The following is a 13217-nucleotide window of genomic DNA, read 5'->3' as shown; positions in this document are numbered from 1 at the left end:
ACCTGCTCCCTTTGCGTTTGGTCAGTTCGGCAGATCGGCGAGGCCGAAACGCCCGGCCGGCGCCGCCCTCGGCTCGACGCGCTGCGGCTTGACGAGCGGGCCGAGGCACGCGAGTGCGGCGAAGACGAGCAAGATTTCGACGCAGTAGACGACGGAATAGCCACTGGCCGGGCTCTCGAAGGCGCGGCCGAGCCATCCGGCCGCGGCAAGGCCCGCGACGGCGTCGCGGGCGAAGCCGCCGAAGGCGACCGCGAGGCCGAGCGCGACCGCCTGCACCGCACTCCAGGCGCCGAGCGCGAGCCCGCCCCGTCCGGACTGCACCATGCCCATCGCCGCGATCAGCATCGAGACGGCGAACAGCCCGCTGCCGAGGCCGATCAGCGCCGTGCCGAACGAAAAGACCGCGACGGAGGCGAAGGGCGCCGCCATGATCACCGCCGCAAAGCCCGGCAGGCCGAGCATCAGGCCGATGCCGGCGACGACGTAGGGGTTGCCGCCCGCCCCCATCAGCCGGGCCGAGACGAAATAGCCGACGAGGCTGCCCGTCGCGAAAAGCGCGGTGAGCAGCGTCGTCGCGCCGACGGCCATGTGCAGCACGGCTCCGCCATAGGGCTCGAGCAGCACGTCCTGCATGCCGAAGGCCGCCGTCCCGATCGCCAGCGCGACGAGCAGGCGATCGAGCCCCTTCTGGCCGCGCAGCGAGCGCAGCGCCGCCCGGAACGACTCCTTCGTCTCGCCGGTGGGAACGAGGTCGCGGCGCCGCGGCTCCTGCTTCCACATGGCGACGACGGTCAGCGCCAGGGTCAGCATCGCCGAGCCCTTCAGCACCTCGATCAGCCGCAGTGGCGAGAAGTCTGACAGCAGCCTGCCGATGACGATCGCCGCGGCGACCATGCCGACGAGGAGCATCGTATAGAGCATCGCGACGACGCGGGGCCGCTTGTCCTCGGGCGCGAGATCCGTCGCCAGCGCGAGGCCGGCGGTCTGGACCGTGTGCAGGCCGAAGCCGGTCATCAGGAAGGCCAGCGTCATGCCGGCCTCGCCGTAGATCACCGTGCCCGGCCGCGCCTCGGCGATGATCAGCAGCGAGATCGGCATCAGCGCCAGGCCGCCGAACTGGATCAGCGCCCCGAACCAGATATAGGGGCCGCGGCGCCAGCCGAGATAGGAACGATGGGTGTCGGAGCGGTGGCCGATCAGCGCCCGCGCCGGCGCCGCCACCAGCGGCAGCGCCATGGCGACGGCGATGATCGACACTGGGATGCCGAGTTCGATCGCCATTACCCGGTTCAAGGTGCCGCCGAGGAGGACCATCGTGATGCCGACGGAGATCTGGAACAGCGACAGCCGCATCAGCCGGCCGAGCGGCAGGTCGGTCGACGCGGCGTCGGCGAAGGGCATCACCATGGTGATGAACTGGCGCGCCCTCGCCCGGGCGAGTGCCTCGGCCTCGGACATCGGCTTGGTTCTCGGCTTTGCCGGCCTGCGTCCAATGAGCCTCATGGCCGCACGAGCTCCATGCCGTGCGACTTGTAGAAGCCGCTCGTCACCCGCCGCTGGTTCCGCACCCGCCATCCCTCGAGATCCCGCGACGCGGCAAGCCGGCCCGCGAAGCGCCCGGTCTCGACCGGCACGATGGCCGGCGCCCGGTCGGAGCGCGGGAACAGCCGGCCGGCACGGTGCATCGCGGCGAGCATCGGCGTCTTCGGCGCGAGGGTGAAGGCGATCGATCCCGACACGCGCGCGGCGAGACGGGCGAGCGCCGCCGCCGCGTCCGCCGCCTCGTAGTGGATGAGGGAATCCATCAGGACGACGTGGTCGAAACGGCCATAGACCGGGGCCAGCATGTCGCCGGCCTCGAAGCGGATGGCGCCGGCGACGCCGCCCTTTTCGGCAAGATCAGATGCGTGGGAAACGAGGGTCGGCGACAGGTCGACGGCGACGACGCTGGCGCCGCGCTGCGCCAGCGCGATCGCCATCGCCCCGGTGCCGCAGCCGGCATCAAGCACGCGGGCGCCGCGAAGATCGGCAGGCAGCAGCGACAGGAGGAAAGCCCGCATCTCCTCGCGGCCGGCTCTGACGCTCGCACGGATCCGGCCGAGCGGCGCGTCCGAGGTGAGCTTCTTCCAGGCCTCGGCGGCGGTGCGATCGAAATAGGTCTCGATCTCGCCGCGCCGGATCTCGTAGGTGGCAGCCTCGCCCATCGCCCGCCTCACTCGAAACCGAGGAAATCGAAAATGTCGCGGTCCTTCATGGACTTGCCGTCCATCGGCTCGACCCCGGCATAGAGCGTCGCGGCGAGCCGCAGATACTCCTCCTGCACCGCCTTCACCTCCGGCCCGTCGCCCATCTCGAACAGCGTCGCCTTCTTCAGCCGGCTCTTGCGGATCGCATCAAGGTCCGGGAAATGCGCCACCCGCGTCAGCCCGGTCGCCGCATTGAATCGGTCGATCTCGTCGGTTCCGGCCGAGCGGTTGGCGATGACGCCGCCGAGCCTGACGTCGTAGTTCTTCGACTTCGCCTGGATCGCCGCGACGATGCGGTTCATCGCGAAGATCGAATCGAAGTCGTTGGCGGTGACGACCAGCGCCCGGTCGGCATGCTGCAGGGGGGCCGCGAAGCCGCCGCAGACGACGTCGCCGAGAACGTCGAAGATCACCACGTCGGTGTCTTCGAGGAGATGATGCTCCTTGAGGAGCTTGACCGTCTGGCCGACGACGTAGCCGCCGCAGCCGGTGCCCGCCGGCGGACCGCCCGCCTCGACGCACATGACGCCGTTGTAGCCCTCGAAGACGAAATCCTCCGGCTGCAGTTCCTCGGCATGGAAGTCGACGGTTTCCAAAACGTCGATCACCGTCGGCTGCAGCCGCTTGGTCAGCGTGAAGGTGGAATCGTGCTTCGGGTCGCAGCCGATCTGCAACACGCGCTTGCCGAGCTTGGAAAAGGCCACGGAAAGGTTCGACGACGTCGTCGACTTGCCGATCCCGCCCTTGCCGTAGATGGCGAAGACCTTGGCGCCGTCGATCTTCGGGCCGGTGTTCATCCTGACCTGCACGGAGCCCTCGCCGTCCTCGCGGCGATAGACGGTGCGCGGCAGCGGGAGAGTGGTCTTGAGAGCGGTCATGCTGCGACGACCTCCTTGGGTGTGATGCCTTCGAGACGATCCTCGAGATCGGCGCCGGCGTCGCGCAGCGCCTCGAGGTCGGCCTCGTCGGGGCTCCAGTAGTGGCGTTCCTCGGCCTCGATCAGCCGGTCGGCCATGCGGGCGGAGGCGGTCGGATTGAGGCTGGCGAGCCGCTCGCGCATTTCGGGATCGAGCACGAAGGTCTCGGCGAGACGCTTGTAGACCCAGGGGCTGACCTGCCCGGTCGTCGCCGACCAGCCGAGCGTGTTGGTCACGTGGCTCTCGATCTGCCGGACGCCCTCGTAGCCGTGGGCGAGCATCGCCTCGATCCATTTCGGATTGAGCATGCGGGTGCGGGTTTCCAGCGCCACCTGCTCCTCGAGCGTGCGGACCTTGCCCTCGCCCCGTGTCTGGTCGCCGATATAGACCGGCACCTTCTCGCCCCGGGCTTCGGACGCGGCCCGGCTGATCCCGCCGAGCGTATCGAAATAGTGGTCGATGGTGGTGACGCCGAGCTCGACGGATTCGAGGTTCTGGTAGGTCATCTCGACCTTGGCGAAGCTCGCCTTCAAAAGCTTCGCCTGTTCCGCCGTCCGGCCCCTGCGGTCGACGGCGAAGCATTTGCGCCGGGTATAGGCCTCGGCGAGCTCGCCCTCCGCCTCCCAGGCGCCGGAATCGATCAGCATGTTGACGTTGGAGCCGTAGGCGCCGTCGGCATTGGAGAAGACGCGCAGCGCCGCCGTCTCCATGTCGCAGCCGGTCTCCTCGGCATAGGCGAGCGCGTGCTTCCTGACGAAGTTCATCTCCTCCGGCTCGTCGGCGGTGGCGGCGAGGAAGGCGGCTTCCGCCAGGAGCTTCGACTGCAGCGGCAACAGGTCGCGGAAGATGCCGGACAGCGTGACCAGCACGTCGATGCGCGGCCGGCCGAGGCGTTTGAGCGGCAGGAGATCGGCGCCGCAGAGCCGGCCGAAACCGTCGAAGCGCGGCGCCGCCCCGATCAGCGCCAGCACCTGGGCGAGAGGCCCGCCCTCGCTCTTCAGATTGTCGGTGCCCCAGAGCACCATCGCGACCTTTTCCGGCAGGCCGTGGCCGCCCGCCGCATGGCGCGCCAGCATCCGTTCGGCCTGGCGCCGGCCGTCGGCGACGGCAAAGGCGCTTGGAATGCGGAAGGGGTCGAAGCCGTGGACGTTGCGCCCCGTCGGGACGATCTGCGGCGTGCGCAACAGGTCGCCGCCCGGCACCGGCCGGATGAACCGCCCGTCGAGCGCCCGCAGCAGCGCCGGCAGTTCGTGGTCGCGGCGCAGATCCGCCTCCAGCCGGACGAGCCCGCCGATCTCTTCGAGCTTTTCGCCGTCCGGAGCGAAGCAGGCCGCGAGCGCCGCGCCGCCGTCGCCGGCGGCCAGCGCCTCGATCGCCCGGCGATCCGCGCCCGCACCGAGCGCGACCTCGGCGGCGACCGCGATGAGATCGGCCCGCTCGGCGTCGCTCACCGCCTCGCCGACGACGTGGAGGCCGTGCGGGATCAGCGTGTCCTCGACCTCCAGCACCGCACGATGCAGTGCCGCGACGTCGACGTCCGGCGCCGGGCCCTCCAGCGAGGCACTCTCCGGAACCGCCAAGAGATCGAGGGCACCCGCCTGGGCGGCGATCGTCACCGCCAGATCGCGGCGTTCCGCCACCGACTCCGGCGCCGTCCTGCGCCAGCGCTCGATCGTCGCCTTCAGATCGGCGAGGCCGCGATAGAGCCCGGCATGGGCGACCGGCGGGGTCAGGTAGGAGACGAGCGTCGCCGCCGCCCGCCGCTTGGCGATCGTGCCCTCCGACGGATTGTTGGCCGCGTAGAGATAGAGGTTCGGCAGGTCGCCGATCAGCCGGTCCGGCCAGCATTCGCCGGAGAGACCGACCTGCTTGCCCGGCATGAATTCCAGCGCCCCGTGAGTGCCGAAGTGAAGCACCGCGTCGGCGGAAAAATCCTCGCGCAGCCAGCGATAGTAGGCCGAGAAGGCGTGGGTCGGGGCGAACCCCTTCTCGAACAGCAGCCGCATCGGGTCACCCTCGTAGCCGAAGGCCGGCTGGACCCCGACGAAGACATTGCCGAACATCGCCCCGAAAACGAAGATCGACGACCCGTCCGACTGCTGGCGGCCGGGCGCAGGGCCCCACTGCGCCTCGATCTCGGCAAGATGCGGTTCGCGCCGCACGTGGTCGTCGGCGGGAATGCGTGCATGAACGTTCGCCTGCGCGCCGAAGCGCCGGGCGTTGCCCTCGATGATCGCCCCGCGCAGCGTGTCGACGCTCTCAGGCAGGTCGACGGCGTAGCCCTCCGCCTTCAGGGCCTTCAGCGTGTTGAACAGCGAGGCGAAGACCGACAGATGCGCCGCGGTGCCGACGGCTCCGGCATTCGGCGGGAAGTTGAAAATCGTCACCGCGATCCGGCGGTCGGCCCTGGGCCGACGGCGGAGCGCGACGAGCTTTTCGACGCGGCGGGCGAGTAGTGCGGCACGGCCCATTTCGGCGGTCATCTCGCGATGGCCGTCGGCGCGCGAGAGCGTCGAGCGGCCGCCGAACAGCATCGGGCCGGCGGCACCGTCGATCTCGGGGATCGCCACCATCATCGTCGCTTCCACCGGCGTCAGCCCGGCCGAGGAAACCCGCCACTCCTCCAGCGACTGGAACTCCACCGCATGGGCCGAGAGGAACGGCACGTCGAGGCTCGCCAGCACCGCCTCGGCGGCGTCGGAGTCGTTGTAGGCCGGGCCGCCGACCAGCGAAAATCCGGTGAGCGAGACCAGAGCGTCGATCGCCGGCCTGCCGTCCTTCACGAAGAACGCCTCGATCGCCGGGCGCGAATCGAGCCCCGCGGCGAAGGCCGGAACCACCCTGAGGCCCCGGGCCTCCATCGCCGCGATCACCCCGTCGTAATGGCCGGTGTCGCCGGAAAGGACGTAGGAGCGCATCACCAGGAGGCCGACCGTGCCCGCCCCGCCGCCCGCGCGGTTCGGCAGCGAATCGATGCGCGTCGCGATCCGGTCCGGCAGCCGGGGATGGTAGAGGCCGACGTCGGGATATTCGACCGGCGCGCGGGTCTGGCGCAGCCGTGCGGCGATCTCCGCGCGCGGCCCCCTGGCGTAGCGCTCGACGAGGAAGCGGATCATGTTGGCGACGTTCTCGTCGGAGCCCGCCAGCCAGTATTGCAGCGTCAGGAAATAGGCGCGCACGTCCTGCGCGGTGCCCGGAATGAAGCGCAGGATCTTCGGCAGGCGCCTGAGCATCGCCATCTGCCGGGCGCCGGAGCCGGTTGCCGGCCGGCCGGCCTTCGAGCCGCCGCGCAGGCGCTTCAGCAGCGCCATGACGCCGCGCGCCTCGCGGTTCATCTCGAAGCCGCCGAGCCGGGTCAGCCGGATCACCTCGCCCGCCGACATCGCGCCGACCATGGCGTCGCAGGCGTTGCGCCTCGCCTGCAGCGCCGGCAGCACCGCCTCGATGTGGTTTTCCATGAACAGCATGTTGGCGAAGACGATGTCGGCGCGGCCGATGTCGCGGAGGCAGCGGGAAAGGCTGTCCGGCTCGCGCTCCCAGTCGGTGGCGGCGTGCAGGGCGACCTCGAGGCCGGGAATCTCGCCCGAAAGCCGGCGCCGCGCGGCGGCGACCGCGCCGGCCATGTGGCCGTCGAGGCTGATCAGCACCACCCGGACCGGCACCGATGCGCCCGGCCCTTCGGTGCCGTCACCGGCTGTAATGGGCCTTTGCATCATAGAGCGTCTCCACGGTGATCTCGGAAAGACCCCGTTCGAGGGCGAATTTTTCGGTGTTGCGGCGGGCTTTACCCCTGACGAAGAAGGGGATCTTCCTCAGCTCGGCTTCGGCGTCGGTGAGCCAGCCGAGGGCGATCGTCTCGCCGTCCGCGGCGGCGGCCGGGAAAGGCGCTGCGGCGGATGCCGGCGCGGCGGATGTTTCGGGCTCGGCGGCGACGCGCGCGCCGGCGCCGAGATGCGAGGGCTTGGCCCCGTCGTTGAATTCGAAGTCGTCCCGGAACATGCCGAGCAGGTGCTCTTCGAGCCCCATGACCAGCGGGTGCACCCAGGTGTCCCAGAGGACGTTCGCCCCCTCGAAGCCCATCTGCGGCGAATGGCGGGCGGGATAGTCCTGGACGTGCACCGGCGCCGAAATGACGGCGCAGGCGATACCGAGGCGCTTGGCGACGTGCCGCTCCATCTGCGTCCCGAGGACGAGTTCCGGCTGGGCCGCGACGATCGCCTGTTCGACGTCGAGATAGTCGTCGGAAATCAGCGGTTCGACGCCGTATTCCCTGGCGGCTGCCCGGATGTCGCGGGCGAACTCCCTGGCATAGGTGCCGAGGCCGCAGAGGGTGAAGCCGAATTCCTCGGTGGCGACGCGCGCGGCGGCGAGCGCGTGGGTGGCATCGCCGAAGACGAAGACGCGCTTGCCGGTCAGATAGGTCGAATCGACCGAGCGCGAGAACCAGGGCAGGTTGGAGCCGGCTTCGGTCGAGGCGCCCTCGCCCTTCTCGCCCTGCCGCTCGTCCGCCTCCGGCAGTCCCGCGAGCCGCCGCACCTCGGCGACGAAGTCCTGCGTCGCGCCGAAACCGATCGGCACCACCGTCGTGAACTCCTGGCCGAAGCTCCGCTTCAGCCACTTCGCCGCGACGCCGGCGATCTCTGGATAGAGGACGACGTTGAAGTCCGCCTCGCCGAGCCGGGCGATGTCGGCGGGCGATGCGCCGAGCGGCGCGACGACGGCGACGTCGATGCCGATCGCGCCGAGAAGCTTCCTGATCTCCACCAGGTCGTCGCGATGCCGGAAGCCGAGCGCCGTCGGGCCGAGGATGTTGCAGGTCGGGCGGCGTACTTCGCGCGGCGCGAAATGCGCGGCTTCGCCGTGTACGTCGGCCGCTGTCTTCTCTGGTTCGGCGGAAGAGTCGATGCCGGCGTCACCCCCCTCTGCCCTGCCGGGCATCTCCCCCACAAGGGGGGAGATCGATCTCGCTCCCGCGGTTCCGCCATCCTCCAATGAGCAACCCTGCAGACGCGGGGACTGAGTCAGCGCCTGCGGTGAGGGGTTGGCCGCGGCATCGAAGCCGCCGATCTCCCCCCTTGCGGGGGAGATGCCGGCAGGCAGAGGGGGGTGTCGCGTCGCCCCCTCCGAGGAGGATGGGTTCCCATCGGCCGCCGCATCCCGGCCGGCCGCCAGCGTCCTCACGATCTGGTAGAAGGTCTCGGCGGCGCCCCAGTTTTCCTTGCGCTGGTAGGACGGCAGCTCCAGCGGGATCACCGGCACCGGCAGGCCGGCCGCCTTGGCGAGACCGGCCGGATCGTCCTGGATCAGCTCGGCGGTGCAGGAGGCGCCGACCAGCACCGCCTCGGGGCGAAACCGCTCATAGGCCTCCCGCAGCGTCGTCTGGAACAGCGCGGCGGTGTCCTTGCCGAGATCGCGCGCCTCGAAGGTCGTGTAGGTCACCGGCGGCCGCCTGTCCCGCCGCTCGATCATGGTGAAGAGGAGATCGGCATAGGTGTCGCCCTGCGGCGCGTGCAGGACGTAGTGCACCCCTTCCATCGCCGTCGCGACGCGCATCGCGCCCACATGCGGCGGCCCCTCATAGGTCCAGACGGTGAGCTGCATCGCCGCCTCCCTCAGACCTTCAGCCGCGTCTTGCGGTCGAGCGGGCGGGCGAACAGCCCGGCGAGATCGCCGGCCTGTTCGTAGCCCTGGATCGGGGTGAAGAGCAGCTCGATCGACCATTTGGTCGTCAGCCCCTCCGCCTCGAGCGGATTGGCGAGGCCGAGGCCGCAGACCGTGATGTCGGGTCGTTCCGCGCGGGCGCGTTCGAGCTGCCGGTCGACGTCCTGGCCCTCCGACAGAAAGACGTCCTCGGGAAGCAGCGCCAGCTCCTCGGCCGCGTGCTGGCGGTGGAGATAGGGCGTGCCGACTTCCGTCAGCGCCATGCCGAGCTCGCGCGACAGCATCCGGGCGAGCGGGATCTCGAGCTGCGAATCCGGAAAGAAGAAGACCGAGCGGCCCGAAAGTTCGGCGCGGTAGGGTTCGAGCGCCCGCTTCGCCCGGGCCTCGGCGGCCGCCGTCGCCGAGCGGAAGCGCATCGGGTCGACCCCGAAGGCATCCGCGGCAGCCTTCAGCCACAGCGTCGTGCCCTCGGCGCCGAGCGGGAACGGCGCGGCGATGCGCCCTGCGCCGCGCTCTTCGAGGCAGCGCGCGGTCTCGCCGAGGAACGGCTGGGCCAGAAGATAGCGGGTCGACGGGCCGACGGGCGGCAGGTCGCGCGCCTTGCGCGGCGGCAGGAAGCGGACGGTCTCGATGCCCATGGCGGAAAACAGCCGCGCGAACTGGTCCTCGACGACGTCGGCGAGCGCCCCGACGACGAGCAGCTGCGGGGATGTCGTCTCGGCTTCGGGCAGCTGCGGGACGAGCGCCGCGAGGCAGTTGTCCTCGCCCTGCGTGAAGGTCGTCTCGATGCCCGAGCCGGAATAGTTGAGGATCCTGACGTCCGGGGCATAGCGTTCGGACAGGCGGGCCGCTGCGCGGGAGAGATCGAGCTTGATCACCTCCGAGGGGCAGGAGCCGACGAGGAACAGCATCCGGATGTCCGGCCGCCGCTCGACGAGGCGGGAGACCGCGGCGTCGAGCTCCTCGTTCGCATCGGCGAGGCCGGCGAGATCGCGCTCCTCCATCACCGCCGTGGCGAAGCGCGGTTCGGCGAAGATCATCACCCCCGCGGCCGACTGCATGAGATGGGCGCAGGTCCTAGAGCCGACGACGAGGAAGAACGCGTCCTGGATCTTGCGGTGCAGCCAGACGATGCCGGTCAGCCCGCAGAACACCTCGCGCTGGCCGCGCTCGCGCAGGATCGGCCGCTCGGCGCAGCCCGCCATCGGCGAAGCGGCCCGGCCTTGCGCCTGCGAAGCGGCCCGGCCCGGATGAACCGCCGCCCCGGTCATGCCGCCGCCCCTGCCGGGCCGGCAGGTTCGACCAAAACGGGGCTCCCCGCAAGGCGCGCCGCCCGAAGCTTCAGGACGAACTGACCGGCATTGACGACATAGGCGGCATAGCCGGCGAGCGCGACGGCGAATTGTTCGCCGGGGGTCCCGAGGCCGGCGACGAGCATCGCCACATAGGCCGTGTGAAGGGCGATGACGCCCATCGACACGAGGTCTTCCCAGAAGAAGGCCGGCGCGAACAACCAGCGGCCGAACACGACCTTCTCCCAGATCGAGCCGGTGACCATGATGGCGTAGAGGGCGAGCGTCTTGACGACGACGGAGACGGCGGCGGCCTCGTATCCCTCGCTCGTCGCGAGGTAACGCACGACCAGCGCCAGGGAAACCAGACAGACCAGAAATTGCAACGGCGCGAGAATGCCCTGCACCAGCGTCCAGACCGTCGTGTCCCGCCGGCGTCGCTCGGCCGGCGTGTAGAGCGCCCTGGCCGGCCCCCCTGCGGTCGTGTCGGAGCGGATGGATCGAAGCGGTTCCATGACGTCGACTCTGCGACTGGCGCCGGCAATGTGTCAAGCCAAATTGACGTCTTGGAATTTTTACATTTTATTCCGCGCCGACGGATTGCAAATCTGCCGGGTTTGGAGGAAGCTTGATGAATAACGATAGCCCAGCCCCTCCTGGCACAGCATTTTCAATGCTTTATGTCGGAGGAAGAGACGGGCGAAGGGATGGGAGGGGCGGTCGATGGCAGCGATCCCCTACGTCGCAGAGTCGTATCGTCGGATCATTCCCCACGAGTCCAAAAGCGGACGGTTGTCAAGCGATATTTACACCCATCACAACGAAGAGTGGAAGAAGCGGCTCTCCGAGGCGATCGTGGCCAAGGTGATCCCCTCGCTCTATGCCGCCCACCGTACGGCCGAGGCGCCCGAGGAGGGTTCGAGGGCCGCCCAGGAAGTTCGCCGGCGGGCCGAGGCCGAGCGCTTTCTCGGGTTGGTGCTGTCGGACGGGCCGGACGCGCAGTGGCGCCATCTTCTCGATCTGCGTGCCTCGGGGATGGATCTCGAGACGCTTCTGACGGACATCATGTCCCCGGCGGTGCGCGAGCTCGGGGCGATGTGGCTGGACGACCGCCTGAGTTTCGTCGAGGTGACGACCAAGTCGGCGCGGCTGCAGCACATGATCCGCTCGCTCGGCCGGGTGGACGCCTGCGAACTCTCGGGCGGCCGGGCGAGCGTCCTTCTGGCCCCCGCCCCCGGCGAGCAGCACACCTTCGGCCTGTTCGTCCTCGCCGAGCTCTTTCTCGCCGCGGGCTGGAGCGTCTCGATCGAGGCGAATGTCAGCCTTCATACCCTCTGCCAACTGGTGGAGACCCGGCGCTACGACGCCATCGGCATCAGCGTCGGCAGCGAGCGGTTCCTGCCCCATGTCGGCGCCCAGGTGGAAGCGCTCCGCCATGCCTCCAGCGCGCATTGCAGCCGCATCTTTCTCGGCGGATGGGCTTTCACTGTGCCGGGACAATCGATAGATGACTACGGAGCAGACCTTGTCGCGACGGACGGGCGCAGTGCGGTGGAGCGGGCGCAGACCCTGCTTCTCGGGCACTGACGCCTCGGCCGCCGCAGCGATGGTCGGTGCAGGGGGGACGGACGAGAGATAGGTGCACTGAGGATGGAACATCCGAGCACTGGCCGGCAATTTTCCGACCCGAGCCGTTCCTTCGCGAATCTCGAAGCGGCCTTCGTCGCGACGATGGTGACCGCCGCGACGGACGTCGCTTTGCTGATCGATCGCGACGGCACCATCGCGGACGTCGCGATTCGCGAACCGGATCTTTTCGGCGAGGCGGAGAAGAGCTGGATCGGCAGAGCCTTCGTCGACGTCGTCACGGTGGAAAGCCGCGGCAAGGTCGAGCGGATGCTCTCCGAGCAGCCGGGTGAGGAATCGCCCGCGCGCCGCGAGATCAACCATCCCATGCCTAACGGTCCGGATCTGCCGGTCAGCTACACCGTCCTGTCGCTGACCCGGAACGGCATGCGCCTCGCCCTCGGTCGCGATATGAGGATCATGGCCACGCTGCAGCAGAATCTGGTCGAGACGCAGCTCGCGCTCGAGACGGATTATGCGCGGCTCCGCAGCACCGAAACCCAGTACCGGGTGCTGTTCGAATCGGCCGCAGAACCGATCCTCCTCGTCGATTCGTCTGCCGGGCGCGTCGTCGAGGCGAATCTGTCGGCGCGCCACCGCCTCGAGCGGGAGGGGCGCCGGCTCGTCGGGGCCCCCTACTCCGCCCTCTTCGCTCCCCAGAGCCAGGCCGAGGCCGACACGCTGGTCGCCGCTGCGCGCCGCTCCGGCGAGACCGAGACGGCGAGCCTCGCGCTCGCGGGCGGCGACAGGAAGACGCCGGTCGCGGCGCGGTTCTATCGCCAGCACGGAGCCGGCCGGATCATCCTGCGCCTCGCCGGCGAGGAAGGCGAGCCGAAGGACCCGATCGGTCTCGACCTCGTCGCCCGCCTCGGACAGACGCTGCCGGACGGGATTGCCGTCATCGGTGCCGACCGGACCATCGTCGACGTCAACGAAAGCTTCCTCGACCTGACTGAGATCGCCAGCCGCGACCAGGTGGTCGGCCGGTCGCTGGAGGAGATCCTCGGCCGCCGCGGCGTCGAACTCGCGATCCTGATCAAGGCGATCGAGACAGATGGTTTCGTACGCAACTTTTCCACCCACATCAATACCCGATATGGCGGCGTCATCGACGTCGAAGTCAGCGGCTCGACCGTCATGCGGGGCGACGAGCGCTTCTTCGGCTTCGCGATCCGGGAAGCGGCGCGCGCGGTCGTGCGCCCGGCGGCTTCCGAGCCGTTCCGCTCGGCGAACGACATGACCGGCCTCGTCGGGCGGGTGCCCTTGCGCGAGATCATCCGCGAAACCGCCGACATCATCGAACAGCTCTGCATCGAGGCGGCGCTCGACCTCACCCGCAACAACCGCGCCTCGGCCGCCGAAATGCTCGGCCTCAGCCGCCAGAGCCTCTATTCGAAGCTGAAGCGCCACGGTATCACCAACACCTATCCGGACCCCGAAGACACCCATTGATCCGGTCGGCGCCGAGGTTATCC

General features: G+C 69.4%; 9 protein-coding genes. 2 read left to right on the top strand and 7 right to left on the bottom strand.

Annotated elements, in window-relative coordinates; translation table 11 throughout:
* Window positions 1-21: 21 nt before the first annotated feature.
* The 7 genes from J1C47_RS17300 to bchF form a co-directional block, all read right to left on the bottom strand.
* Window positions 22-1458, bottom strand: coding sequence for a BCD family MFS transporter (locus tag J1C47_RS17300; RefSeq protein WP_207352036.1), 1437 nt, complete (start codon window positions 1456-1458; stop codon window positions 22-24).
* Between the two features lie 41 nt (window positions 1459-1499).
* Window positions 1500-2204: a magnesium protoporphyrin IX methyltransferase gene (gene bchM / locus J1C47_RS17295; protein WP_207352035.1), complete on the bottom strand. Its 705-nt coding sequence runs from the start codon at window positions 2202-2204 to the stop codon at window positions 1500-1502.
* Between the two features lie 8 nt (window positions 2205-2212).
* The gene (bchL, locus tag J1C47_RS17290; protein ID WP_207352034.1) at window positions 2213-3124 is read right to left on the bottom strand and encodes a ferredoxin:protochlorophyllide reductase (ATP-dependent) iron-sulfur ATP-binding protein; all 912 of its coding nucleotides are present in this window, start codon (window positions 3122-3124) and stop codon (window positions 2213-2215) included.
* A complete protein-coding gene (locus J1C47_RS17285; RefSeq protein ID WP_207352105.1) occupies window positions 3121-6876 on the bottom strand; it encodes a magnesium chelatase subunit H in 3756 nt (1251 codons plus the stop codon). Before J1C47_RS17285 ends, bchL begins: the two co-directional genes overlap by 4 nt.
* Window positions 6851-8764 carry a ferredoxin:protochlorophyllide reductase (ATP-dependent) subunit B gene (locus J1C47_RS17280; protein WP_207352033.1) on the bottom strand — a complete coding sequence of 638 codons (1914 nt, stop codon included), beginning with the start codon at window positions 8762-8764 and terminating at the stop codon, window positions 6851-6853. The genes J1C47_RS17285 and J1C47_RS17280 overlap by 26 nt, the downstream gene beginning before the upstream one ends.
* A gap of 11 nt (window positions 8765-8775) precedes the next feature.
* On the bottom strand, window positions 8776-10029 hold the full coding sequence (locus J1C47_RS17275; protein ID WP_245396640.1) for a ferredoxin:protochlorophyllide reductase (ATP-dependent) subunit N: 1254 nt from the start codon (window positions 10027-10029) through the stop codon (window positions 8776-8778).
* A 62-nt stretch (window positions 10030-10091) separates the two neighbouring features.
* Window positions 10092-10631 carry a 2-vinyl bacteriochlorophyllide hydratase gene (bchF, locus tag J1C47_RS17270; protein WP_207352031.1) on the bottom strand — a complete coding sequence of 180 codons (540 nt, stop codon included), beginning with the start codon at window positions 10629-10631 and terminating at the stop codon, window positions 10092-10094.
* A gap of 208 nt (window positions 10632-10839) precedes the next feature.
* Between bchF and J1C47_RS17265 the strand changes: the two genes are divergently transcribed.
* Together J1C47_RS17265 and ppsR are read left to right on the top strand one after the other, a co-directional pair.
* Window positions 10840-11703 (top strand): cobalamin B12-binding domain-containing protein, encoded by an 864-nt coding sequence (locus tag J1C47_RS17265; protein WP_207352030.1) that lies wholly within the window; start codon window positions 10840-10842, stop codon window positions 11701-11703.
* Between the two features lie 63 nt (window positions 11704-11766).
* Window positions 11767-13194: a transcriptional regulator PpsR gene (gene ppsR, locus J1C47_RS17260; RefSeq protein WP_207352029.1), complete on the top strand. Its 1428-nt coding sequence runs from the start codon at window positions 11767-11769 to the stop codon at window positions 13192-13194.
* Window positions 13195-13217 lie beyond the last annotated feature (23 nt).

The organism is Jiella sonneratiae (assembly GCF_017353515.1).
Classification (GTDB): Bacteria; Pseudomonadota; Alphaproteobacteria; order Rhizobiales; family Rhizobiaceae; genus Jiella; species Jiella sonneratiae.
Note: the sequence above shows the minus strand (reverse complement) of the source record. Positions and strands in the feature narration are given on the sequence as shown.